The sequence below is a fragment of the Flavobacterium foetidum genome, assembly GCF_004634245.1.
Classification (GTDB): domain Bacteria; phylum Bacteroidota; class Bacteroidia; order Flavobacteriales; family Flavobacteriaceae; genus Flavobacterium; species Flavobacterium foetidum.
Genome location: NZ_SJTF01000006.1, coordinates 249333 through 273203 on the forward strand (window position 1 = coordinate 249333; position 23871 = coordinate 273203).

The following is a 23871-nucleotide window of genomic DNA, read 5'->3' on the forward strand; positions in this document are numbered from 1 at the left end:
AGTTATATTATAACAACTTTTTTATTTGTTCTACAATTTCTTTTGTAGCGTTTGGTCGTGCCAATTTTTTGATATTTTCACTCAATTGTTTCTGTTTTCCGTAATCTTTCAGCAGCGCTTCAAAAACAATGCTAAACTGGCTGTCAAGCTCAGATTCTTTCAACAAAATTGCACCTTTTGCATCTACAATCGCCTTTGCATTTTTAGTTTGGTGATCCTCAGCAACATTCGGAGACGGAATAAAAATGACCGGTTTTCCGACAATACACAATTCTGACACCGAAGATGCTCCCGCACGTGAAATTATGACATCTGCAGCTGCATAAACAAAATCCATACGTTCAATAAAATCGACCACCTTTACATTTGGCTGATTGTATTTTTTATATTCTTCAAAATACAATTTTCCGCACTGCCAGATAACCTGCACATCTTGAGAAAGAAAATTTTGAAGCTCTTTTTCTATTAACTGGTTTATTCTTCGTGCTCCTAAACTTCCTCCCAACACCAATAATGTTTTTTTGTTTGGATCTAGACCGTAAAAAGCAATTGCCTCATCCTGTTTTGCGTCTATATCAATCAAATCCTGACGAACCGGATTTCCTGTTAAAACAATTTTTTCTTTTGGGAAAAAACGTTCCAAATTTTCGTAAGCCACACAAATGGCATTGGCTTTTTTGCTTAGCAATTTATTGGTAATTCCGGGAAAAGAATTCTGTTCCTGAATGACTGTTGGAATTCCTGCCAAACCTGCCGCCTGCAATAACGGTCCGCTAGCAAAGCCTCCTGTTCCAATAACTGCATTGGGCTTAAACTGCTTAACAATTTTACGAGATTTATTCAAACTGCTTAAATATTTTAGAGGCAGCATCATATTATCTAGTGTAATTTTTCTCTGCAGTCCGGCAATCCAAAGACCTTTTATTTCGTAACCGGCCTGAGGCACTTTCTGCATTTCCATTTTGTCTTTGGCACCCACAAAAAGAAATTCTGCATCAGGAAATTGTAATTTTAATTCATTTGCAATTGCAATCGCAGGATAAATGTGTCCTCCTGTTCCTCCTCCGCTAAGTATGAATTTATACTTTGTCATCTTTCTAAAAATTACAATTTTTATTTATTTAAAACCGCATTCATCGGATTTCTCGAATTATCTTCTATTGAATAAAGCGCATCCGCTTCATAAACTTCATTCGAAACCAAATCTTCCTCAGCCAGTTCTTTATCAATCAATCGCTGTAAAGCTTCTTTTCTCTTTTCTTTTTCCTCTTTTTCTTCTGCTATCTCTTCTTCTTTTTTAGTCACGCTAATAATGATTCCGAGCGCAAAACAGGTCATCCAGATTGAGCTTCCTCCAGAGCTTATCAGCGGAAGCGTCTGCCCAGTTACTGGCAGTAATTCTACCGCAACCGCCATATTGATCATCGCCTGAAATATCATCGGAAAACCGACACCGACGACGACTAGTTTTCCAAACAAAGTAGGCGCTTTGTGAGAAGCAATTACAAATCGGAACAAAAGCAATAAATACAAAATAACTATTGCAACACCTCCTACTAAACCATATTCTTCTACAATAATCGCATAAATAAAATCGGAAGAAGATTGCGGTAAAAAATTCTTCTGAACACTTTTACCCGGCCCTAATCCTCCTAGTTTTCCTGAGGCGATTGCAATTTTTGCTTTTTCAATCTGATAATCGTCTTCATCTGGGTTATCGGTGGTAAAATTCATGATACGTTTTTCCCAAGTCGATACCCTGCTGAAAAATGATGAATCTGGAAACGCTTTTGCCACCAAAAGGAAAAACGCCAACATAGCCACCCCAGAACCAATAATAAAAGCGATATACTTTAATGGGTATTTCCCAATAAATGTCAGCATTAAAACCATTGAAAAAATCAAAGCGGTAGTTGAAAAGTTCGCTGGCAAAATAAGCGCTAATGTTATAAATACCGGAATCCAAAGCTCAATTAATGAAGCTTGAAACGGCTCATTTTCATCTTTTGTTTTTGAAAGATAACGTGCTACATAAATAAAAAGAACGATAGAGGCCAAAGTCGAAGTCTGAAATGTAATTCCGATAAAAGGCACCTGAATCCAACGGCTTGCATTTGCCCCTGCAATCACAGTTCCCTTCAGTAAAGTATACAATAATAAAATCCAAACTACCGGAAGTGCGATTTTAGAAATCGCCCTGAAATAATGATACGGCACTCTATGAACCCAATAAATAATCAAGAAACCGATACAAATATGAGCCAGATGTTTAATAAGGTATCCCAGTGTATTCCCTGTTCCATGCCCGATATAGGCAAGATTACTACTGGCACTAAAAACCGGCATAAACGAAAACAAAGCCAATAAAGCCACAAATGACCATATTACTCTATCTCCTTTTAGCTTGTTTACTAGTTCTTTCATGTTTTTTGTTTCAGGTTTATTTAGTTTTAAGTTTCAGGTTTCTCCTAACTTGAAACCTGAAACTTGAAACTTTTTTCTACAAGTTATGCACTGCTTGTTTAAATTGTTTTCCTCTGTCTTCGTAGTTTTCGAACAAATCGAAACTTGCGCAAGCTGGCGACAATAGAACAGCATCGCCCTTTTCTGTTAATCGTTGTGCTGTTTTTACAGCGTCGTTCATGTTGTTGACTTCAACCATAATGTCTACTACAGCACCAAAAGCATCAATAATCTTACGGTTATCGACTCCAAGGCAAATGATTGCTTTTACTTTTTCGCGCACTAAGGACATCAATTCATTATAATCATTTCCTTTGTCCACACCACCTACAATCCAAACAGTTGGAACATTCATACTGTCTAAAGCAAAGAAAGTAGCATTTACATTAGTTGCTTTAGAGTCGTTGATATATTGTACATTCTGAATTTTCAGAACTTTTTCTAAACGGTGTTCAACACCTTGAAAATTCGATAAACTTTCGCGTATTGTTGCATTTCTAATTTGCATCAATTTTGCTACAGAGCTTGCTGCCATGGCGTTTTTCATATTATGTTTTCCTTCTAACGCAATGTGTTCTGTGTCCATTGTAAACTCTTCTTGGTTAATCTTTATTTCCATTTTGTTGTTATTTATAGAAGCCCCTTCGTCGAATGTTTTAGACAGCGAGAAAGGAATTAATTTTGCTTTCGTTTTATTGTTCTTCAACCATTCCGTACTTGCTTCATCATCTGCATCATAAATGAGATAATCGTTCTCAGTCTGGTTCATCGTTATTCGGAATTTCGAATTGATATAATTTTCATATTTATACTCATATCGATCCAAATGATCCGGACTGATATTGGTAATTATGGCAATATCGGGCTTGTATTCTATGATTCCGTCAAGCTGAAAACTGCTTAATTCAAGAACGTATGCATCGTATTTATTTTCGGCTACCTGCCAGGCAAAACTTTTTCCTATATTTCCTCCCAATCCTACATTAAGTCCCGCAGACTTCAGCAAATGATACGTTAACATTGTTGTTGTCGTTTTACCATTACTGCCTGTAATTCCGATTGTTAAAGCTTCTGTATACGGCTTTGCAAATTCTATTTCCGAAATTACTTTTACTCCTGCCGCAAGAAGTTTTTTAACTATAGGCGACTTTTCAGGAATTCCCGGGCTTTTCATTACGATATCAGCATTTAGAATCAAATCTTCGGTATGCTGTTCTTCCTCCCACGGAATTTTATTAATGATAAGAACTTCTTTATAGCTCTCTTTTATTTTTCCAAAATCGGATAAAAAAACATCGTATCCTTGCTTTTTACCGAGGATTGCGGTTCCAACACCACTTTCTCCTCCTCCTAGCACTACTAGCCTCATACTTTATAATTAAAAATTCAGAATTAAAAATTAAAAATCATAGCTGACCTTATAATTTGAACTCCTATTTTCCTTTAAGGTTAATATTATTTTCGCTAATATTCTGCAAATTTCATCTGCCTCTTTTAAAGATGCTGTAAATTCATCTACAGAAATATACTCTGTTGCCTTTAACAACTTTAATCAATAAATTGTTTCTCTAGCTTCTTTATATGAAATTTCAAGCTTAAACAAAAACTCTTTATCAGATCGTCCTCCAATTGACTCTTCAATGTTTGCTCCTATTGAAGTTCCTGATCGTAAGACCTGCTTACTCAAAACAAATTCCTTTTTAAAATCTGTCAAATATTTATACAGATTGACAATTCTAACTGCAAAATCAAATGATTTGTCTTGAATAATATTTTCTTTCATTTTATAAGAACGTATAACATTTTAATTTTTAATTCTCAATTTTTAATTGAGTTTATCTCAATTTTAGTGTAACGATTGATAATATGGCCAACATTACAGCTACAATCCAGAAACGGGTCACGATTTTGCTTTCATGATAGCCTTTTTTCTGATAATGATGATGCAAAGGCGACATCAGGAAAATTCTTCGTCCTTCGCCAAAACGTTTTTTGGTATACTTAAAATAACTTACCTGAATAATTACCGAAGCACTTTCGGCTAAGAAGATTCCGCAGAACAATACAATTAATATTTCTTTACGAACTGCAATTGCTAAAACCGCTATAATTCCTCCAATTGTCAAACTTCCTGTATCCCCCATGAAAACAGATGCCGGAAAAGAATTGTACCAAAGAAATCCGATAAGCGCACCCACAAAAGCCGAAATAAAAACCGTCATTTCACCAGAATTCGGGATATACATGATATTCAGATAATTAGAAAAAATGATATTTCCAGAAACAAACGTAAAAATACCGAGCGCGAGGACCGAAATTGCCGAGGTTCCGGCAGCGAGACCATCGATTCCGTCTGTCAGGTTAGCTCCATTTGATACTGCGGTAATGATAAAAATCACTACTGGGATAAATACAAGCCAAGCCCATTTTTCGTAACCATCTCCCATAAAAGACAGTACTTCTGCATAATCAAATTCGTTGTTTTTTACGAAAGGAATAGTGGTAGCTGTAGATTTTTCTTCAACACCTGCTGGTACAATCACCGCTGAATTTACGGCAGCCCTAAAGACATCTGTACGTCCCGTATCTGTTCGCACCGTAACTGCTGGGTTAAAATAAAGTACCGCACCAACTATAACGCCTAGACCTACTTGGCCAATAACTTTAAAAATTCCTTTTAAGCCTTGTTTATCTTTTTTGAATATTTTGATGTAATCGTCGACAAAACCAATTGTTCCCATCCATAATGTTGTCACAATCAAAAGAACGATATAGATATTGTGCAATCTTGCAAACAACAAAACCGGAAGCAAGGTGGCAAAAATGATAATAAGCCCGCCCATTGTCGGTGTACCTGCTTTTTCATTCTGACCTGCAAGACCCAGTTCGCGAACAGTCTCACCTACTTGCTGACGGCGTAGAAAATTGATAATTCTTTTACCGTAAATTGTTGACAAAAGCAACGAAAGCATGAATGCCAAAGCTGACCTGAATGTAATGTACTGGAAAACCCCTGTTCCAGGAATATCCAATGTTTTGTCAAAATATTCAAATAAATAGTACAGCATATTTTCTTATTTTTTGAAGTTCCAATTTTGAAATTCCAAATTCCAACTGTAAATTGGTTTTTGGAATTTGGAATTTGTTTTTTTATTATTTAGTTAATTGTTCTAAAATGTCTTTAATCGTCTCCATATCATCAAAATGATGACGAACACCGTTTATTTCTTGATAAGTCTCATGACCTTTTCCTGCAATCAATATAATATCTTTAGCTTGGGCTAACTGACAAGCAGTTTTTATTGCCTGTTTGCGATCTGTTATTCGAAGCATTTTTTTGTAATTCTGAGGTTCAACTCCCTCTTCCATTTCATCTAAAATCGCCTCTGGATCTTCGTTTCTAGGGTTATCCGAAGTCAAAATGGCTTTATCACTCAAATCAGAAGCAATCTTTGCCATAATCGGACGCTTAGTTTTGTCACGATTTCCCCCACAACCAACAACCGTAATCAACTGTTCGTTTTTAGTACGAATGTCGTTTATCGTCTTCAAAACATTTTCAAGTGCGTCTGGTGTATGCGCATAGTCTACAACAGCCGTAATTCCGCCATCTGACACAATATATTGAAAACGTCCTGAAACACTCTCCAAATCAGACAATAGGCGTAATGCCTCAAGACTATCGATTCCAAGCTCTACCGCAGTTCCATAAATTGCTAGAACATTATAGGCATTAAAAGTTCCAATCAATTTTACCCAGACTTCGTTATCATTTACTTTCAATAATAATCCAGACAGTTGGCTTTCTAAAATCTGCGCTCTATAATCGGCATATGACTTTAGTGCATAAGTCAGTTTTTTTGCCACTGTATTCTGCAACATTACTGTTCCGTTCTTATCATCGATGTTCGACAAAGCGAAAGCCGTTTTTGGAAGCGAATCAAAAAATGATTTTTTGACGTCTCTGTATTCTGCAAAAGTTGCGTGATAATCTAAATGATCGTGAGAAAGATTTGTAAAAACACCGCCAGTAAAATGCAACGCTTCTGTTCGTTTTTGATGAATTCCGTGAGAACTCACTTCCATGAAACAGTGCGTAACTCCAGCTTCAACCATTTCGTTTAAATAATGATTTATAGTCAAAGAATCTGGCGTAGTATGTGTCGCAGGATATTCTGTTTTATCTACAACTATTTTTACTGTTGACAATAATCCAACTTTAAAACCTGCATTTCCAAACAATTGAAACAATAACGAAGCAATCGTTGTTTTTCCGTTTGTACCTGTTACACCCACTAACTTTAGTTTTGCAGAAGGATCTTCAAAATAATTAGCAGCCATAAAAGCTAAAGCCGAATTTGTATCTTTTACCTGAATATAAGTTATTTCTCCTGCTATATTTTCTGGAAGCGTATCACAGATAATTGCTTTTGCACCTAATTGGATTGCTTTTTCAATATAATCGTGTCCGTTAGAAAGTGAGCCTCTGATTGCCACAAAAACATCATTTGCTTCTACTTTACGAGAATCAAACTCGATTTTAGAAACAGCAACATCTGTAGAACCTTTTACAGATTCAATTGCTACTTTATATAATATGTCTTTTAATACTTTCACGATAATTCTAATACAATTGTTGCGTTTTTGCTTATTGTTTCTCCAGCCTGAATCGACTGTTTTTTTACTTTCCCCATACCATTTATCCTTACCTTCAAACCTAAATTCTCCAATAAGGCAACTGCATCCATTCCCGGCATTCCTTTTAAATCAGGAATTTGATTGATTTTTTTATTGGCTTCAGCCGTATATTTATTATAACTAGCATCTTGTTTTGGAACTCTAGTATCTAATCTCTTTATCTTATTGGTCGATGGCGCATCGGTAAAGATTTTTTGGGCAATTCTTTTGAAAACCGGACCTGCAACGTCTGCTCCGTAATAATTATTCTTAGCCGTATTGGGTTTGTGTACCACTACAATGCAAGAATATTTTGGATGCTCTGCCGGAAAATATCCCACAAAAGAAGAAGCATAATACAATGCTGATTTTCCTTCTTTTCCTCCATAATTCATCTGAGCTGTTCCTGTTTTTCCTGCCATCGAAAAATCTTTCGAATACAATTTAGAACCTGTTCCTTTTTTCACCACATTAAGCAGTACTGCTTTCACTTTTTTCAATGTTTCTGGCGAACAAACTCTTGGATTTATAACTTCAACATCAAATTTCTTGATGGTTTTATTCCATTCTTTAATCTCAGATACAAACTGCGGTTTTACCATCACTCCGTCATTTGCAACCGAATTATAAAATGCCAAAGTCTGCATTGGCGTTACCGAAACTCCGTACCCGAATGCCATCCACGGAAGCGAGACTCCTGACCAATGTTTATCTCCTGGTTGCGGAATATAAGGTCTCCCCTCTCCTTTAAAATGCAATCCCAAAGTTTTATTTAATCCGTAGCTATTGATATGATTTACAAATTTTGACGGATTGTTTTTATACCCCTCATAAACCGCCTGAACCATAATAGTGTTTGACGAAAGTTCGAATCCGCGGGCTAACGAAACTTTTCCATACCCCCCATGATGCGAATCGCGCACGGATCTTCCATAATACTTTACAACACCATTTTTGCTATCATAAACTGTACTTGTATCAGCTACTTTGTCTTCTAGAATCGCCATCAAATCCACTAATTTAAAAGTCGATCCCGGTTCGTGAGATTCGGCAATAGCATAATTTGTAGTTTCGTAATAGGATCCGTCTTCTGCTCTTCCTAAATTTGAAATTGCTTTCACATGCCCTGTTTCTGTTTCCATAACTACCACACAACCATGATCTGCCTCATAATCTTCCAATTGCTTGAGGAGTGCGTGATGTGCAATATCCTGAATAAAAACATCTATGGTCGAAATCACATCATAACCGTCAATAGGATCCACTTCGTTTACATCACGAATCGGTTTCCATTGTCCTTTTGCGATTTTCTGTTTTAAGATTTTGCCGTCTTTTCCGTTAAGGTAACTTTTAAAAGCCCATTCAATTCCTTTGCCGACTTCCACTCCCGTTGCCGGATCAAGACGATCATAACCAATAGTCCTTTCAGCAATTTTACCGATCGGATGTTTTCTAACCGTTTCTTGCTCTATAATGATTCCGCCTTTAAAAGCGCCTAGATTGAATAATGGGAAACCTTTAATCTTAACATAATCGGTATAACTTAAATTACGAGCAATCAAATAGTACCGATTTTTATTTTCTCGTGCTTTGCGTAATTCTTTTTCAAAATAAGCACCAGGTCTGTCAAAAAATACTCCCAAAGAATCCGACAAAAGTTTTACATATTTTTCGAAAGTTTCTTGCTTAGGAGCTTTGGCATCAAAACGAATTTCGTAATTCGGAATGGAAGTTGCCAAAAGGCTTCCGTCTGCGGAATAAATATTTCCTTTATTGGCCGGAATGACAAAATTCCTAACCGTACGCTGTTTTGCGAGCTTACGGTAATGATCTCCGTCAACCCATTGAATATTGGTCAATTTAACGACAATAGCAATTGCCATCATAAAGATGAAAACTGCTACGAGGTAAATTCTGTAGGATATATGTTTATCGTCTACTGCCATATTCTTTTAAAGAAACTTTTTTCTTCTTCTTTTTTAACTTCTATTTTAACTGGAGGCACCGTCGACGAAAAAATTTGTTTTTCCAACATTTTATTCGAGATAGTCGACTCCATTTTTAACTTCATCAATTCTGAACGTCGATCTACAAACTCAGATCTCAGTTCTTTTACTTCATTATTTAATTTTGCGATTTCAAAAACCTTCTGCTCGTATCGCTGTGTATTGGCAATCATCAAAATCGCCAGCAGAATTATAAAGACAATAAACCGCCAGTTTTTAACCGCATCCTCATGAATGAGAAATCTTGCTTTTAATATGCTGAATATGCCGCTTTTCATCTTTTTTATACCTTAATATATATTATAGCTTTTCAGCTATTCGTAATTTCGCACTTCTGGCCCTGTTGTTAATCTTGATTTCCTCATCATCTGGAACAATCAGCTTTCCGATGGTCTTAAACGGAACTGAATAATTTCCGTAGAAATCTCTCTCTGGCTCGCCTTCAAACATTCCGTTTTTGATAAATCTTTTTACCAAACGATCTTCGAGAGAATGGTATGATATTACCGAAAATCTTCCGCCAGGTTTTAAAATCTCTAACGACTGCTCAATAAATTCTTTTAAAACATCCATTTCCTGATTTACCTCAATTCTGATTGCTTGATAAATCTGAGCCAGTACTTTGTTTCGAACTTTCTCTGGTAGAAACTTTTTCAGAACGTCTTTTAACTCTTCAGTTGTTTTGATTGGATAATCTTTTCTTGCCTCAACAATTGTTCTTGCCAAAACCGGTGCGTTTTTCAACTCCCCATAATCAAAAAAAACACGACGTAAATCCTGTTCTTCATATTCGTTCACCACTCGATAAGCATTTAAATCATTTTTCTGACTCATCCGCATATCCAGTTCAGCATCAAATCTTGTAGAAAAACCTCTTTCCGGAACATCGAACTGATGAGAAGAAACTCCTAAATCTGCTAAGATTCCGTCTACTTGTTTTACTCCGTGAAAACGTAAAAATCTTTTTATGAATCTAAAGTTTTCATTTATCAGTGTAAACCTCTCGTCTGGCAACGCATTGGCAAGAGCATCTTCGTCTTGATCAAATGCAAACAGCCTTCCGTTTGGCCCTAATCTTCTTAAAATCTCTTTTGAATGACCACCGCCTCCAAACGTAACATCTACATACACCCCATCTGGCTTAATGTCTAAACCATCAACAGTTGGATGAAGCAAAACCGGATTATGATATTCCATCGTCGTCGTCATTAATATTTCCCATTACTTCTTCGGCTAAATCTGCAAAATCCATATCTTCGCCGCTTATTGATTTTTCGTATAAATCCTTATCCCAAATCTCAACTATATTAACCGCAGATGAAAAAACCACATCTTTAGAAATACTTGCAAACGTTACCAAATCTTTTGGCACCAGCAGCCTTCCTAACGCATCAACTTCAACCATTTTAACACCAGCCGTAAACCTTCTAATGAAATCGTTGTTCTTTTTTACAAAGCGATTAAGCTTGTTGATTTTTTTCATCATCAAATCCCATTCTTCCATAGGATACAATTCTAAACACTGCTGAAAAACAGAACGCTTCAAAACAAATCCGCTTTGAAGAGAAGCCGTCAATTGCTTTTTCAAAGGAGCGGGCATCATCAGCCTGCCTTTTGCATCGACTTTACATTCATATGTTCCAATAATTGTGTTCAAAAAACGTGTTAACATGTTATACAGCAAAAATATAAAAAATTTTACCACATTTTACCACTTTATACCACTTTGTTAATAAGTTTAACCACTTTACTACCACTCACGTTAATTGTTGCATAATCAATACTTTGCGTAATAATCAGCGTAGAAATAAAATCATTTAACAATTATAAAAATTACATAGTATTTCTCTTAAAAAAATAATTATACCACAATGATTTTAACATTTACAAAAGAAAGCGATACTTATTTTAACTACTGATTTTTAAGCACTTATAAATTCTACTGAAATTATGTAGTTAAAAAATGACAGCAAAAATTCATTTTTATTTAATTAACCCTATATTTGTCGAAATTGAAATTGGCATTAGATTAGATGGACAAACACTACAAAAAAGAAGGCAAATACAGCTATTTTGAAGCTGGAGAAGGAACTCCTATCGTAATTCTTCACGGGTTAATGGGTGGTCTTAGTAACTTTGATGGTGTAGCGCAATATTTCCCAACAAAAGGATACAAAGTGGTAATCCCGGATTTGCCAATATACACGCAGAGTATTCTAAAAACAAACGTAAAAAGCTTTGCGAAGTACGTTAAGGATTTCATTACTTTTAAAGGTTTTGACAAAGTAATCCTTCTTGGAAATTCTCTTGGAGGCCATATCGCCCTTTATCACACAAAATTGTATCCAGAAAAAGTTGCAGGACTTGTAATTACAGGAAGTTCAGGACTTTACGAGAGCGCAATGGGAGACAGTTATCCTCGTAGAGGGGATTATGAGTACATTAAAAGGAAAGCCGAAGATGTATTTTACGACCCTAAAATTGCAACTCCAGAACTTATTGATGAAGTTTACGCAACAGCAAACGACCGCATCAAACTGATAAAAACATTAACGATTGCTAAAAGTGCAATTCGTCATAATATGGCCAAAGATCTTCCAAAAATGGAAGTGGAAACTTGTATTATCTGGGGGAAAAATGACTCTGTAACGCCACCAAACGTAGCGGAGGAATTTCATAAACTATTACCCAATTCTACTTTGTACTGGATTGACAAATGTGGTCACGCCGCCATGATGGAACATCCTGATGAATTTAATGAAATTCTCGAAAAATGGCTCGCTGAAAAAAATTTATAGCCATTAAATTTATTTTTTAGGAGGTTTTAAAAAGAAAAAAAATGAAAATTAACACCGCCGAATTTATTATCAGCAATTCTGATGCTGCAAAATGTCCGAAAGAGTTTTTGCCAGAATATGCTTTTATTGGAAGATCAAACGTAGGTAAGTCATCGTTAATTAACATGCTTACCAATAATAAAAACTTAGCAAAGACATCTGCAAAACCGGGAAAAACACAATTGATTAATCATTTTAAGATTAACAACAATTGGTTCTTGGTCGATTTGCCTGGTTATGGCTATGCTAAAGTTTCAAAAAAAACAAAATCTACTTTTCAAAAATTCATTACCGACTATTTTGAAACAAGAGAGCAACTGGTTTGTGCTTTTGTTTTGATTGATATTCGCCATGAAGCCCAAAATATAGACATTGAATTCATGTCTTATATGGGTGAAAGCGAAATTCCGTTCTGTATCATTTTTACAAAAGCGGATAAAATTGGCAAGATGAAAATCCAATCCAATATTGCGGCCTACAAAAAACAGATGTTTGCCAACAATTGGGCCGAAATGCCTCAGTATTTCATAACCTCTTCTCTCGAATCATCTGGAAAAGAAGAACTTCTAGCCTACATTGACGAAGTAAACCAGGAAGTTTTCAAAAACAACTCGGAGTTTTAGAAAGTAAATTCCAAATTAAAAATTCCAAATTCCAAAAGCGAAATATTCAATGTTGAAATTCCAAATTCCAAAACTGGAAATACTCATAAAAAAATCCAAATCCCAATCGTAAAGAGCTTGGAATTTGGATTTTTTTATATTGGAATTTAATTCAATTATTTCGTCAATTCCAGTTTTTCAGCAAAATAATCGCAGAAATCTTTCATAGTATCTGCCATTTTCTCGTCGTCTGTGGCGCGTTTGAAAGTATCCGACATTGCTACCAAAGTCTGGTGAAAGAAAATCTTCATTTCGTCGACCGGCATATCTTTTGTCCAAAGGTCGATTCGCATGGTTTCTTTTGCTTTACTGTCCCAGATTGAAAGCATAATCGCTTTTGCTTCTTCTTTTTCTACACCGCCATCCTGAGCTGTCCATGATAATTTTTCAGGAACACGGTTTTCATCTAATTCTATATTGAATTTAATTTCTGAGTTTATTGTATCTGCCATTATTTCTTAGGTTTATATTTTGATTTTTCGAAAATTTCTTTTGGCTCAATTTTAAATAATTCCGCCAAAGAAACATTATTATTATTTTTCATGTACGATCTTACAATCTGCCATCCTATCCAAGCACCAGTGCGCCCGGGAGAATCATTATCAATCTCTAGATAAAATTTAGAGAAAGGCGCTGGAGTTATAAATCGCGTATTTAATTTTGGATCTGCGCTGTACAGCATTTCACTTTCTATAAAATAACGCCACATATAACTTTCATTTTCTTCACACCATTTTATTTGCTCAGGCGTGTATCCCATTTTTTCTGCATCGGTATATTCTGGAAGAAGCAAATCTTTTGCATACAATTGTTTCCCTTCAAATATCATTTGCGAAAGAAGCGTTTTATCATTGGAAACCGGAATATTTCGATAAGAAAAACTCGAAACTACGTCTGGCATAATTTGTCTTTCCTCAAAATTCTGTTTTAGATAGTTTGGAAACTGATAAAACTTATGCTCTTTTCCTAAATACAATTCCAATGCAACAATCACTAAACTGTCTGCATAAATTGCCTTTGCATTATAATCCATTTCTCCAATAATCGTAATTACTTTTGGAGTTTTGGTTTTTGGAAAATAATATTTTACATGCTGAAAAAGATTGTTGAATTCTTTGCGAAGCGGTTCAAAATTACTGTATTTTTTCTGCACTTCTTGGTATACTTCACGCCAGATAGGTTCTTGCATTTTCTCAAGCCAGATTTTATCGTCGTTTCCAGCTGGAAAAAAGAACGGATATTGTTTTTTCACTTTTGGAAGATCCTCTGGTTTAGATTCAAAAAACACCTTATCAAAACGCTCCACCTTAACATCAACCGGAATTCCCTCTACTTCTTTTTCTACTTTAGTTTTTTGGCCACAAGACAAAAAAAACAGGGACAGAACCACTGCAAGGCGATATATTTTCATTTTATTTTAGTTAGATTTGTGTTATCAGAATTTTAAAGTAAGAGATACTAAAAAATAATTCTGCAAATATACATCCCTGCATCTTAAAACTTGAACTATTATGGCTAAAAAAAGCACAATTCAGACAGAAAAAGTAAATAAGCATATTGTAGAGTGGCTGAAAAATTATGCCGAAACTGCAAAAGTAAATGGATTTGTAATTGGTATTTCAGGAGGAGTAGATTCGGCAGTAACTTCAACCTTGTGTGCTCAGACAGGGCTGCAGGTTCTATGTGTAGAAATGCCGATTCATCAAGCAGAAAGCCAAGTCAACAGAGCCAAAGAACATATTGAACAGTTGAAAAAACGTTTCCCGAACGTTTCTGATGTACAAACCGACTTGACAGCTGTTTTTGAATCTTTCAAAAGCGCAGTTCCCGCAACAGATGATACAGCAAAAGTAAATTTGGCCCTTGCCAATACACGTGCAAGAATCAGAATGACATCTCTTTATTATTTAGCCGGACTTCATGGTTTGTTGGTAGCAGGAACTGGCAACAAAGTTGAAGATTTTGGAGTAGGTTTTTACACAAAATACGGCGATGGCGGCGTCGATTTGAGTCCGATTGCCGATTTAATGAAGTCAGATGTGTATGCTTTGGGGTCATTTTTGGCCATTCCGGAGTCAATTTTGACCGCTGCACCAACCGACGGCTTATTTGGAGACAATCGTACCGATGAAGACCAATTAGGGGCAAGTTACGACGAACTCGAATGGGCGATGTTGGCCGCGGAGTCAGGAAAGACGGTAGCTGACTTCGATGGGAGAGAAAAATCTGTCTTCGAAATTTATAAAAGATTAAACACCAGCAACAAGCATAAAATGGACCCAATTCCGGTTTGTTTGATACCAAAAACGTTAAAATAATTTTTTTAACATTTGTCTGCAATTAATTACAGAATTTATTTATTAATTTTACAGTTCCAAAAACATGAACAATTCTAAAAAAGGTAAAAATTATGATTAAAGTATGTCTAGCAGACAATCATCCTGTGACGCACTTTGGCGTTAAGTCTTATTTCAAAGACCACGATCAAATTTCAATTGTTGCCAATGTAGGCAATTTTTCAATGGTTAGAGATATTCTTCAGACGAAGGAAATCGACATTCTGATCCTAGATCTAGAATTAGAAGGCCTCTCAAGTATCTTTGAGATTAAATCTATCCTAAAAAATTTCCCAAAAACAAAAATTGTCATTTTCAGTGATCTAGCTGAGCAGATGTATGCTCCAAACGCTATTAAAGCGGGAGTATCCGGGTATGTACACAAAACAGAAAAACTTGAAACGTTAGGTCACTCTATCATCAAGGTACACGAAGGTAAAATTATCATTAACGAAACGGTTCGCAAAAACATGGCCCTTATTGCTAAACAAAGCAAAAGCGAACGTTTGTACAGAAAACTTTCTAATCGCGAGATTGAGGTTTTACGTTACTTAAGTGATGGTAAGAAAAACAACGAGATTTCTAAAATCTTAAATCTGAACGAAAAAACGATCAGTACTTACAAGCTAAGATTATTAACTAAATTAAACGTTACTAATTTGGTTGACTTAGTAAATAAGGCTAAGACTTTAGAAATTATCTAAATTTATTACATCGGCTTGCTTAAACCTTTTAAGTAAACGAAAATTTCACAAAAACTCTATATGATCTGATAAATCAGATTTTATAGAGTTTTTTTTATGAATGATAAGGAACAACTACTCTTCCTAGTTTCTTAGAAAAATTATTGAGCAGCTTAGAATAATCGACCACCATGCTCAATATTTCAGAATTGTCTTCCTGAGGTTCTGTCAAAAGCGAATTTTTTAATTCTGATATTATTTTAGAAACCAAAAACCATCGAAGCGAAAAAATAGTATCAGATACATTCTGCTCAATAGTCACATTTTTATGTTTTGGAAAAATATTCTGTCCTTCCCAGTTGTGAATTACGACTTTTTCATCTTCCATTAAAATATTGGTCACTTCCTGAGCAAATTCTGGTTGCAAGTGCATCAGATACTTATCCAAACTAAAAGTTTCGTTTTGATTGTAAAATTCAATAATATTATTGTAAATATTCTGAAACAAGGCGTTCGAAAGTTCAACTTCGTCTTCCTGAAGGCTTAGATATATTTTTTGGAATACTTTGTACTCTCTTTTCTCAGAAACTTCCTTGACATTTCCTTCTTCATCAGCTCGCAAGAAAACGTCTTCAAAGCTTTCTACAACACTTCCGTACAACAGCAGCAACTCTATAATCTTTCTTTCAAAACCATATAGAATATCTACTTTTTCGGTTTGTTGCACGCCCGAATAACCAGAGTCGCCAGGATAATAATCTTCTGGAGGCCCGGTTCTAGGATCTTCTGGATCTCCGCCTGAATATCCCGTATTTTTTGGAGGCTGATTTCTAACGACTTCAAAAGGCTTTTGTTCCTGTTTTTGTTTTTTATTAGCTTCTGCAATATCCTTTTGAATCAGTTGCGCCAATGTACTCACCAGGACCTGCTCTGAAATATCCATAATTCGAGCACACTCCTGAATGTAAACTTCACGCTGTATGCGATCAGGAATCTTGGAAATACTGGTTACCATATCTCGAATCAGGTCGGCTTTTTTAACAGGGTCGTTTTTGGCTTCGTTCATTAAAATCGAAGCTTTAAACTGTATAAAATCTTTACTGTTGCTTTCTAAATAAGCAACCAAATCATCATGAGAATTTTTTCTGGCAAAACTGTCCGGATCTTCTCCATCAGGAAAAGAGCAAACCCTTACATTCATTCCTTCTTCGAGAATCAAATCGATACCTCTTATAGAAGCACGAAGCCCCGCAGCGTCGCCGTCAAAAAGTACTGTAATATTTCGGGTAAGCCTGTTAATCAAACGGATCTGGTCTGGAGTAAGTGCAGTTCCTGACGAAGCCACCACATTCTCTATTCCTGCCTGGTTAAACTGAATTACATCGGTATAACCTTCAACCAAATAACAATTATTGAGTTTCGCTATAGATTGTTTAGCCTGATAAATACCGTAGAGAACTTTACTTTTATGGTAAATATCGCTTTCAGGAGAATTAAGGTATTTTGCCACTTTTTTGTCGTTGGTCAAAATACGGCCTCCAAAACCTAAAACACGGCCCGACATACTTTGAATCGGAAACATGACACGGCCTTTAAATCGATCAAAGGGACGGTCTTCTCTTGCAATTGTCAAACCTGTGCTTTCGAGAAACTCTAATTTATAGCCTTTTCCTAATGCCTCTTTTGTTAAAGCATCCCAAGTTTCAGGAGAATATCCTAAACTGAATTTCTTTATGGTTTCATTCGTAAAACCTCTTTCCTTAAAATAAGATAACCCGATTGCTTTTCCTTCTTCAGTATTCAAAAGAACATCCTGAAAATATTTTGCAGCAAATTCCGAAACCAGATACATACTTTCTCGAACATCTGTCATTGCTTTTTCGGCTTCGGTCTGCTCGGTTTCTTCAATCTCGATATTGTACTTTTTGGCCAGATAGCGAATGGCTTCTGGATACGTAAAATGAGAATGCTCCATTAAGAAAGCCACAGAATTTCCTCCTTTTCCAGAACTGAAATCCTTCCAAATGCCTTTTGCCGGCGAAACCATAAAAGAGGGCGAACGTTCGTCTGAAAACGGACTCAGACCTTTAAAATTACTTCCAGCGCGTTTTAAATTCACAAAATCGCCAATAACCTCCTCTACTCGAGCAGCTTCAAAAACAGAATCTATGGTGCTTTGGGAAATCAAAATGAAAATTGTTTTTTAAAATTAGAGCCTGTAAAATTACACAAATCCAAGTTGAATTTTTGTTATTAAAATAAAAAAAGTGCCTCTCTCGAAACACTTTTTACATTAACTAAACTCAAGCTTTATTCTTAATTTAAATCGAGACGTAATCCTAAGGAAACATTATTTTCTTTAACCGAATTATTCTGGAACAATGGGTTCAAATCGTATTTAAAATACAAACTTAAATCTCTATAACCAATATAAGAACTCAATCCGTAAATGAAATTATTTACGTTGTAATCGCCTTTTATGGTGGTTTTGTATTTTAAATCTTCTTCTTCAAATTTCAGAATCTGTTTTGATTTTATATTGATTCCTGCATATCCTCCAATTCCGAAACGGAAACTTTTATGAGTTCTGAAATAAGTTTTTCCGTTGCTTTCTTTTGGTCGAGTAAAATCAAATTCCAAATGCGCAGGAAGCACTAGATAAACATTTCTAAAACGAGATTCTGACATGTGTATGTCGTTTTCTACCAAATTGGTCTGATTGCCATTGACAACAAAACTGCGATTATTGGTCGGACGAATATTATTATACATCAAAGACAAACCATATTTTGCGTGAAGCAAATTGTCGTTTTTCATTAAACGTGAATTATAGGTAAATCCCCACTCGTAAAAATGCGACCCCATAAAACGGTAGTTCGAGTCCTGAAGTTTTCCGTCGGCCATTGTATTGTTCAGTCCCATTGCAAAAACAAACTGCGAAGTTGTTCTTTTCTCGCCTCGAATAGAGTCCTTGTTATGCTTATAAGACTTCCATCGAATCATATAGACTTTTGCAGAATCTTCTTTTATCTTGCCGTCAACTTTTTTCTGCACTAAATCATTAAGTTCGTTTTGAGCCAATGTCACTTTTTCTTCAATAATTACAGCTCTAGCTTCTGCTAATTCTTTTTTGCGCTTATCGGCCTGCTCATGCGTGATTTTGCCTTCAGAGAGCTGCACGTTTACAGCTTCGACTTCTTGTTTTAAGGCTTCTTTTTCTTCTTTTGTAATTTTTTCAATTTTATTCGCAATACGTTTTGCTTCAGACTCAAAGGTTTCCTGTCCCACTACTTTGCTTACCAATAAAAAGAAGAAAAGAAGTAGATGAATGGTAAAATTTCTCATGATTGATTGTTTAAAAATGATTGATTATTGATTGATGATTTATAATTATTAATTGAAAATGGTGCTTTTTATTTCGTTTTCATCGCTTAAAACCCGACGCTATAACTTAAAATTCTATATTCTATATTCTATTTTTTTCACTCTTGCTTATTTCTATTAGACAAAGCGACTTTGACCTCCTGAAAGTTTTTGTTTACTTTTGTTATTACTTTTTGTCTAAAAGAAAGCTCTAGCTCTCCGTCTACCTGATTGAGCAAATCGGACGCATTGATTTTTACTTTAGCTTTTTTAGTCTGATTTTCGGCCAATACTTTATTTTCGGCTGTTTCTAATAACTGATCGATACTTTCTTTTTTTGGATTTTCAGCAACCACAGATTGATTATTGATTGCTTCTTTTGATTGATTGTTTTTGATGATGATTGAAGACTCCGTTATTTTGTTTGATTCATTTTTTATGGATTTATTTAAGATTTGACGGCTTGTTTTTTCTTCTTTATTTGAAGTTTCTTCTGAAGTTTTTTCAGCAACAGCATTCTCTATTTTTACTGAATCAATATCATTCAAAACAGGTTCTGGAGTCGTTTCTTTTTCTATCTCTTTTTCTACGACCACTGTTGGGATGGTTTCGGTGGTCTTTTTATTTTGATTGAAAAATATAGTTGCGACCAACAAAAATCCGATGAAACTGGCCGCTATGTACAACCATTTTCTTGTTGACTTTTTCTCTGGCTTCTTTTCTTCTGCTACACTCAACATGGCGTCCAATCGGTCCCAAGCTTTGCTGCTTGGCTCAATCTCACGCTGATTTAGTTTTTCACGGAAATCCTTTTCAAAATTATTCGGTTCCATTGTCTTGTCTTTTTAAAATATTAATTTGTGCCTGCAGCATTTTTCTGGCGTGCGATAACTGCGATTTTGATGTCCCTTCGTTAATTCCCAGCATTTTTGCTATTTCATTGTGTTTGTACCCCTCGATAGCATACAAATTGAAAACCATTTTATAACCATCTGGCAAAGAATCTATTAAATACTGAATCTGTTCTACTGTAAACTGGCTGTCGATTTCATTAAAGCTTTCTTCTACAAAAAATTCATCTTCAGCAAATTTTACCTTTTTCTGAACTCTTAGATACGAAATGCATTCATTAACCATAATTCGGCGGATCCAGCCTTCAAAACTTCCTTTATGTTCAAAGTTTTTCAAATTCGTAAATACTTTCATAAAAGCTGTTATCATTACATCTTCCGCCAATTGAATGTCCTTTATATATTGTCGGCAAACGCTTAACATTTTCGAAGAAAACTTACTATAAATCTGCTGCTGTGCCTGTCGATTGTTTTCGACGGCAAGTTTTATGATTTTGGTTTCTTCTTGATGTAACTGGATAATTTTCATTAACAGCTTTTAGTTTGTTTTTGGTTTTAGAAACAGACTTCTATTAGCATAGACGATTGTCGATTTGAAATGGTTGCATCAACAATAAAAAAATTCAAAAAAAATAAATTCCAAATTCCAATACACAAAGAAGATAACTGATTTACAGCAAAGTAAATCAATTATCTAATTAATAAATTTTCTGATTTTCTAATTAAAGAAATTATTTTTTTCTTTCGATAACGTAGTTGACCATCAAAGTCAAGGCATCTTTGTACTCAGAATCTTCGAAGTTTTGAAGAAGAGAAAGCGCTTCTTGCTGGAATTGCACCATTTTGTTTTCGGCGTAGGCCAGACCATTATTATTTTTTACAAAAGCAATAACTTCTTTTACGCGTTTTCTGTCTTTGTTGTGGTTTTTGATGGAGTTTATCAGCCACTTTTTTTCTTGCGGAGTACAAGTATTTAAAACGTGAATTAAAGGTAATGTCATTTTTTGCTCCTTAATATCAATACCGGTTGGTTTTCCTATTGCTTCTTCGCTGTAATCGAATAAATCGTCTTTGATTTGAAAAGCCATTCCGATAAGTTCACCAAATTTGCGCATGTTTTCGACCTTAACCGTGTCTTCTGCAACCGCTTTTGCTCCAAGAGCGCAACAGGCCGCAATAAGTGTAGCGGTCTTTTTTCGGATAATTTCGTAATAAACATCTTCGGTAATATCAAGTCTTCGTGCCTTTTCTATCTGAAGCAATTCGCCCTCACTCATTTCACGGACTGCAACAGAAATAATTTGGAGCAAATCAAAATCGCCATTATCAATTGAAAGCAACAGCCCTTTTGAAAGCAAATAATCTCCGACCAAAACTGCGATTTTATTTTTCCAAAGAGCATTGATCGAGAAGAATCCGCGTCGGCGATTGCTGTCGTCTACTACATCGTCGTGTACCAAAGTTGCAGTATGGATAAGCTCAATTACCGAAGCGCCTCGATAGGTTCTTTCATTTACCGTACCACCCGAAACCATTTTGGCCGTCAAAAAAACAAACATCGGACGCATTTGTTTCCCTTTTCGGTTAACAATATAATAAGTAATACGATTTAGCAATGCAACCTTTGAAGTCATCGATTCATGAAACTTTTTTTCAAAAAGTTCCATTTCGTGAAAAATAGGCTGTTTTATTTGAGAGGTAATATTCATTTCGATTCCAAATATACTATTTTAAATAAAAATACGTTGTCTATTTTAGGTTAGGAATATAATATTTTTTACTTCGAAGCCTAAAAAACAATCCAAAAACATTTCGATCTAATACTAATTTAAGTTCATTAATTAAGGTAACCACTAAACTATTTTTATGAAAACTAAATTTTTATTACTTGGAACATTCATCACAATGTCTTTTTTCGTTGGTTGTAATTCTGATGAAAAAACAAATGACGGCTCAACTGCAGCAATTACTAACGAAGAAATCATCGCCAATTCTAAAATCGATGCCTCTATCGAAGACGTTACCAATATCGCTGAAGATCAATTTAACGCACAACTGAACGTAACAGCAAAAGCCAGCGGTCCAATAAAAAACTTTTTACCAAGCTGTGCGGTTATTACAACTGTTTTAACTAATAATACTTGGACAAAAACGGTAGATTTTGGCGCTGAAGGATGCACTTTAAACAACGGAAATTCTGTAAAGGGAAAAATGGTCGTGTCATTTTCTAATGATTTTTCGTCGTCTACGCAAACAATCAGTTATACATTTGACGGATTTTATCATAATGGACGAAAATTGCAAGGAAGCAAAAGCATTGTAAGAACCATAAAAGAAACTAATTTACTCGTTACTGCGCACCCAGTTTCTACAGCATCTATAGATTTGACGATCACTTTTGACGATGGAAGCGTTTACAGCAGAAAAGGAAGTCTTGTAAAAGAAATGACCGCTGGCTACGATACTTGGTTTGATTGGGATGACAATGTTTTTGTAGTTACTGGCAGCGGCACCACGACTTTTCCGAATGGAGATACTTTCTCTGCAGAAATTACCACTCCATTAGAATTTGAAGCATCATGCAGAAAATCTTTTGCCTTAAAAGGAATTGTTTCTATAACTAAAAACGGAGCTTCTGCTGTTATTGATTATGGAAATGGCGACTGCGATACTATGGTTTCTGTTACCAAAGACGGTGTGACAGAGCAAGTCGACTTGAAAAAATAAGTGTCCTTTTTGCCCAAAAAAAAAGCATTAAAAACAAGAGACAGTTCCGTTTTTAATGCTTTTTTGTTTTCTATTTAAGACTATGCTTCCTTATTGGCCAGCTGCCCACATGCAGCGTCTATATCTTTTCCTCGACTACGTCTTACTTTTACCACTACTCCAATATTTTCGAGCGCTTTTATGTAAGCCATGATTGATTCTTCCGATGCCTGCTGAAATTCTCCATCATCAATCGGATTGTATTCTATTAGGTTAACCTTGCAGGGTACATATTTACAGAATTTAACCAGCGCATCTACAGAAGCTTTATCATCGTTTATTCCTTTCCAAACCACATATTCGTACGAAACCTTGCTTTTTGTTTTTCTGTACCAATATTCTAATGCTTCTCTCAATTCTTTTAAAGGGAAGTTTTTGCTGAAAGGCATAATTCGTGCGCGGGTATCGTCAATTGCGGAATGAAGCGAAACGGCCAGTTTGAATTTCACTTCATCATCGGCCATTTTTCTGATCATTTTCGGAATTCCAGAAGTAGAAACAGTGATGCGCTTTGGCGACATTCCTAAACCTTCCTCAGAAGTAATCATATCAATTGCCTTGATGACATTATTATAGTTCATTAAAGGCTCGCCCATTCCCATAAAAACAATATTTGAAAGCGGATGATTGTAATACAAACGGCTTTCTTTGTCTATTGCTACAATCTGATCATAAATTTCTCCTGGCTCCAGATTACGCATTCTCTTTAATCGTGCTGTGGCGCAGAAATTACAATCCAGACTGCAGCCCACTTGGCTCGAAACGCAGGCAGTTGTTCTGGTTTCTGTCGGAATCAAAACAGATTCTACAACCAGACCGTCATGCAGACGAACAGCATTTTTAACTGTTCCGTCGCTGCTGCGCTGCATCGTATCTACCTTAATATGATTAATTACAAAATTATCTTCGAGCATAGACCTTGTAGTTTTTGCTACATTGGTCATGTCCTCAAAACTATGCGCTCCTTTGCTCCACAGCCATTCATAAACCTGATTGCCTCGAAAAGCTTTGTCTCCGTTAGATACAAAAAAATCTCGAAGCTGTTCTTTTGATAAGGCTCTTATGTCTTTTTTCTCAATTTGCATGCTGCAAAGTTAAGCACTTTTATTATTTTTTTTGATTTTCGATATCATTCTTAATCAAAATTCAAAAACAGAGAATCATTTTATGAATTTAATCTCTCTTAAACTTCCTTAAGAACCCATTGGAGTTTAGGATTCTTAAGAA

The 23871-nt window shown here is 35.6% G+C and carries 23 protein-coding genes; 5 read left to right on the forward strand and 18 right to left on the reverse strand.

The features are described 5' to 3' along the window. Positions 1-7 precede the first annotated feature (7 nt). The 10 genes from murG to mraZ all read right to left on the reverse strand — a co-directional run bounded on the left by murG (position 8) and on the right by mraZ (position 10803). Positions 8-1093: an undecaprenyldiphospho-muramoylpentapeptide beta-N-acetylglucosaminyltransferase gene (gene murG / locus E0W73_RS10245; RefSeq protein WP_135221979.1), complete on the reverse strand. Its 1086-nt coding sequence runs from the start codon at positions 1091-1093 to the stop codon at positions 8-10. Between the two features lie 20 nt (positions 1094-1113). Continuing rightward, positions 1114-2424, reverse strand: coding sequence for an FtsW/RodA/SpoVE family cell cycle protein (locus E0W73_RS10250; RefSeq protein WP_135221980.1), 1311 nt, complete (start codon positions 2422-2424; stop codon positions 1114-1116). Positions 2425-2500: 76 nt separating this feature from the next. Continuing rightward, the gene (murD, locus tag E0W73_RS10255) at positions 2501-3832 is read right to left on the reverse strand and encodes a UDP-N-acetylmuramoyl-L-alanine--D-glutamate ligase (protein ID WP_135221981.1); all 1332 of its coding nucleotides are present in this window, start codon (positions 3830-3832) and stop codon (positions 2501-2503) included. 183 nt (positions 3833-4015) lie between these two features. After that, entirely contained in the window at positions 4016-4246 is a 231-nt protein-coding gene (locus tag E0W73_RS21710; RefSeq protein ID WP_317129322.1) for a four helix bundle protein, read from the reverse strand. 52 nt (positions 4247-4298) lie between these two features. Continuing rightward, the gene (gene mraY, locus E0W73_RS10265; protein WP_135221982.1) at positions 4299-5531 is read right to left on the reverse strand and encodes a phospho-N-acetylmuramoyl-pentapeptide-transferase; all 1233 of its coding nucleotides are present in this window, start codon (positions 5529-5531) and stop codon (positions 4299-4301) included. A gap of 85 nt (positions 5532-5616) precedes the next feature. Next, entirely contained in the window at positions 5617-7080 is a 1464-nt protein-coding gene (locus E0W73_RS10270; protein ID WP_135221983.1) for a UDP-N-acetylmuramoyl-L-alanyl-D-glutamate--2,6-diaminopimelate ligase, read from the reverse strand. Beyond that, a complete protein-coding gene (locus tag E0W73_RS10275) occupies positions 7077-9086 on the reverse strand; it encodes a penicillin-binding protein (RefSeq protein ID WP_135221984.1) in 2010 nt (669 codons plus the stop codon). Before E0W73_RS10275 ends, E0W73_RS10270 begins: the two co-directional genes overlap by 4 nt. Next, positions 9077-9424, reverse strand: coding sequence for an FtsL-like putative cell division protein (locus E0W73_RS10280; RefSeq protein WP_135221985.1), 348 nt, complete (start codon positions 9422-9424; stop codon positions 9077-9079). The genes E0W73_RS10275 and E0W73_RS10280 overlap by 10 nt, the downstream gene beginning before the upstream one ends. 22 nt (positions 9425-9446) lie before the next feature. Further along, positions 9447-10355, reverse strand: coding sequence for a 16S rRNA (cytosine(1402)-N(4))-methyltransferase RsmH (gene rsmH, locus E0W73_RS10285; RefSeq protein WP_208730532.1), 909 nt, complete (start codon positions 10353-10355; stop codon positions 9447-9449). Continuing rightward, complete coding sequence (mraZ, locus tag E0W73_RS10290; RefSeq protein WP_135222017.1) at positions 10330-10803, reverse strand: division/cell wall cluster transcriptional repressor MraZ; 474 nt, start codon at positions 10801-10803, stop codon at positions 10330-10332. Before mraZ ends, rsmH begins: the two co-directional genes overlap by 26 nt. A gap of 376 nt (positions 10804-11179) precedes the next feature. Here mraZ and E0W73_RS10295 point away from each other — a divergent pair, with 376 nt between their 5' ends. Then, entirely contained in the window at positions 11180-11944 is a 765-nt protein-coding gene (locus tag E0W73_RS10295; protein ID WP_135221987.1) for an alpha/beta fold hydrolase, read from the forward strand. Between the two features lie 41 nt (positions 11945-11985). After that, a complete protein-coding gene (gene yihA, locus E0W73_RS10300) occupies positions 11986-12606 on the forward strand; it encodes a ribosome biogenesis GTP-binding protein YihA/YsxC (protein ID WP_135221988.1) in 621 nt (206 codons plus the stop codon). Between the two features lie 155 nt (positions 12607-12761). Here yihA and gldC read toward each other — a convergent pair whose 3' ends face one another. Then, positions 12762-13097 (reverse strand): gliding motility protein GldC, encoded by a 336-nt coding sequence (gldC, locus tag E0W73_RS10305; protein WP_162847689.1) that lies wholly within the window; start codon positions 13095-13097, stop codon positions 12762-12764. Then, positions 13097-14056: a gliding motility lipoprotein GldB gene (gldB, locus tag E0W73_RS10310; protein ID WP_135221989.1), complete on the reverse strand. Its 960-nt coding sequence runs from the start codon at positions 14054-14056 to the stop codon at positions 13097-13099. Before gldB ends, gldC begins: the two co-directional genes overlap by 1 nt. Before the next feature lie 100 nt (positions 14057-14156). On the opposite strand from gldB, the gene nadE reads away from it, so the two are divergent. Further along, complete coding sequence (gene nadE, locus E0W73_RS10315; RefSeq protein ID WP_135221990.1) at positions 14157-14963, forward strand: NAD(+) synthase; 807 nt, start codon at positions 14157-14159, stop codon at positions 14961-14963. Between the two features lie 92 nt (positions 14964-15055). Beyond that, the gene (locus E0W73_RS10320; protein ID WP_008467169.1) at positions 15056-15685 is read left to right on the forward strand and encodes a response regulator transcription factor; all 630 of its coding nucleotides are present in this window, start codon (positions 15056-15058) and stop codon (positions 15683-15685) included. Positions 15686-15779: 94 nt separating this feature from the next. On the opposite strand, the gene dnaG is transcribed toward E0W73_RS10320, so the two are convergent. The 5 genes from dnaG to E0W73_RS10345 all read right to left on the reverse strand — a co-directional run bounded on the left by dnaG (position 15780) and on the right by E0W73_RS10345 (position 21587). Then, positions 15780-17852, reverse strand: a complete 2073-nt coding sequence (gene dnaG, locus E0W73_RS10325; protein ID WP_135221991.1) for a DNA primase — start codon at positions 17850-17852, stop codon at positions 15780-15782. Positions 17853-17980: 128 nt separating this feature from the next. Beyond that, positions 17981-19009 carry a hypothetical protein gene (locus E0W73_RS10330; RefSeq protein ID WP_135221992.1) on the reverse strand — a complete coding sequence of 343 codons (1029 nt, stop codon included), beginning with the start codon at positions 19007-19009 and terminating at the stop codon, positions 17981-17983. 137 nt (positions 19010-19146) lie between these two features. Continuing rightward, positions 19147-19860 (reverse strand): hypothetical protein, encoded by a 714-nt coding sequence (locus E0W73_RS10335; RefSeq protein WP_135221993.1) that lies wholly within the window; start codon positions 19858-19860, stop codon positions 19147-19149. Beyond that, on the reverse strand, positions 19847-20407 hold the full coding sequence (locus E0W73_RS10340; protein WP_135221994.1) for an RNA polymerase sigma factor: 561 nt from the start codon (positions 20405-20407) through the stop codon (positions 19847-19849). Before E0W73_RS10340 ends, E0W73_RS10335 begins: the two co-directional genes overlap by 14 nt. Positions 20408-20609: 202 nt before the next feature. Beyond that, positions 20610-21587, reverse strand: coding sequence for a polyprenyl synthetase family protein (locus E0W73_RS10345; protein ID WP_135221995.1), 978 nt, complete (start codon positions 21585-21587; stop codon positions 20610-20612). A gap of 157 nt (positions 21588-21744) precedes the next feature. Here E0W73_RS10345 and E0W73_RS10350 point away from each other — a divergent pair, with 157 nt between their 5' ends. Next, entirely contained in the window at positions 21745-22605 is an 861-nt protein-coding gene (locus tag E0W73_RS10350; RefSeq protein WP_135221996.1) for a hypothetical protein, read from the forward strand. 80 nt (positions 22606-22685) lie between these two features. On the opposite strand, the gene rlmN is transcribed toward E0W73_RS10350, so the two are convergent. Next, positions 22686-23729: a 23S rRNA (adenine(2503)-C(2))-methyltransferase RlmN gene (rlmN, locus tag E0W73_RS10355; RefSeq protein ID WP_135221997.1), complete on the reverse strand. Its 1044-nt coding sequence runs from the start codon at positions 23727-23729 to the stop codon at positions 22686-22688. Positions 23730-23871: the final 142 nt, after the last annotated feature.

Bases quoted from the DNA above. Each gene is read 5' to 3' on its own strand.
- nadE (WP_135221990.1), top strand. From the start codon at position 14,157: ATGGCTAAAAAAAGCACAATTCAGACAGAAAAAGTAAATAAGCATATT.
- E0W73_RS21710 (WP_317129322.1), bottom strand. From the start codon at position 4,246: ATGAAAGAAAATATTATTCAAGACAAATCATTTGATTTTGCAGTTAGA.
- E0W73_RS10275 (WP_135221984.1), bottom strand. From the start codon at position 9,086: ATGGCAGTAGACGATAAACATATATCCTACAGAATTTACCTCGTAGCA.
- murG (WP_135221979.1), bottom strand. From the start codon at position 1,093: ATGACAAAGTATAAATTCATACTTAGCGGAGGAGGAACAGGAGGACAC.
- E0W73_RS10320 (WP_008467169.1), top strand. From the start codon at position 15,056: ATGATTAAAGTATGTCTAGCAGACAATCATCCTGTGACGCACTTTGGC.
- E0W73_RS10330 (WP_135221992.1), bottom strand. From the start codon at position 19,009: ATGAGAAATTTTACCATTCATCTACTTCTTTTCTTCTTTTTATTGGTA.
- E0W73_RS10250 (WP_135221980.1), bottom strand. From the start codon at position 2,424: ATGAAAGAACTAGTAAACAAGCTAAAAGGAGATAGAGTAATATGGTCA.
- yihA (WP_135221988.1), top strand. From the start codon at position 11,986: ATGAAAATTAACACCGCCGAATTTATTATCAGCAATTCTGATGCTGCA.
- E0W73_RS10345 (WP_135221995.1), bottom strand. From the start codon at position 21,587: ATGAATATTACCTCTCAAATAAAACAGCCTATTTTTCACGAAATGGAA.
- E0W73_RS10335 (WP_135221993.1), bottom strand. From the start codon at position 19,860: ATGGAACCGAATAATTTTGAAAAGGATTTCCGTGAAAAACTAAATCAG.
- E0W73_RS10340 (WP_135221994.1), bottom strand. From the start codon at position 20,407: ATGAAAATTATCCAGTTACATCAAGAAGAAACCAAAATCATAAAACTT.
- mraY (WP_135221982.1), bottom strand. From the start codon at position 5,531: ATGCTGTACTATTTATTTGAATATTTTGACAAAACATTGGATATTCCT.
- gldB (WP_135221989.1), bottom strand. From the start codon at position 14,056: ATGAAAATATATCGCCTTGCAGTGGTTCTGTCCCTGTTTTTTTTGTCT.
- gldC (WP_162847689.1), bottom strand. From the start codon at position 13,097: ATGGCAGATACAATAAACTCAGAAATTAAATTCAATATAGAATTAGAT.
- E0W73_RS10280 (WP_135221985.1), bottom strand. From the start codon at position 9,424: ATGAAAAGCGGCATATTCAGCATATTAAAAGCAAGATTTCTCATTCAT.
- murD (WP_135221981.1), bottom strand. From the start codon at position 3,832: ATGAGGCTAGTAGTGCTAGGAGGAGGAGAAAGTGGTGTTGGAACCGCA.
- E0W73_RS10350 (WP_135221996.1), top strand. From the start codon at position 21,745: ATGAAAACTAAATTTTTATTACTTGGAACATTCATCACAATGTCTTTT.
- rsmH (WP_208730532.1), bottom strand. From the start codon at position 10,355: ATGACGACGACGATGGAATATCATAATCCGGTTTTGCTTCATCCAACT.
- E0W73_RS10295 (WP_135221987.1), top strand. From the start codon at position 11,180: ATGGACAAACACTACAAAAAAGAAGGCAAATACAGCTATTTTGAAGCT.
- rlmN (WP_135221997.1), bottom strand. From the start codon at position 23,729: ATGCAAATTGAGAAAAAAGACATAAGAGCCTTATCAAAAGAACAGCTT.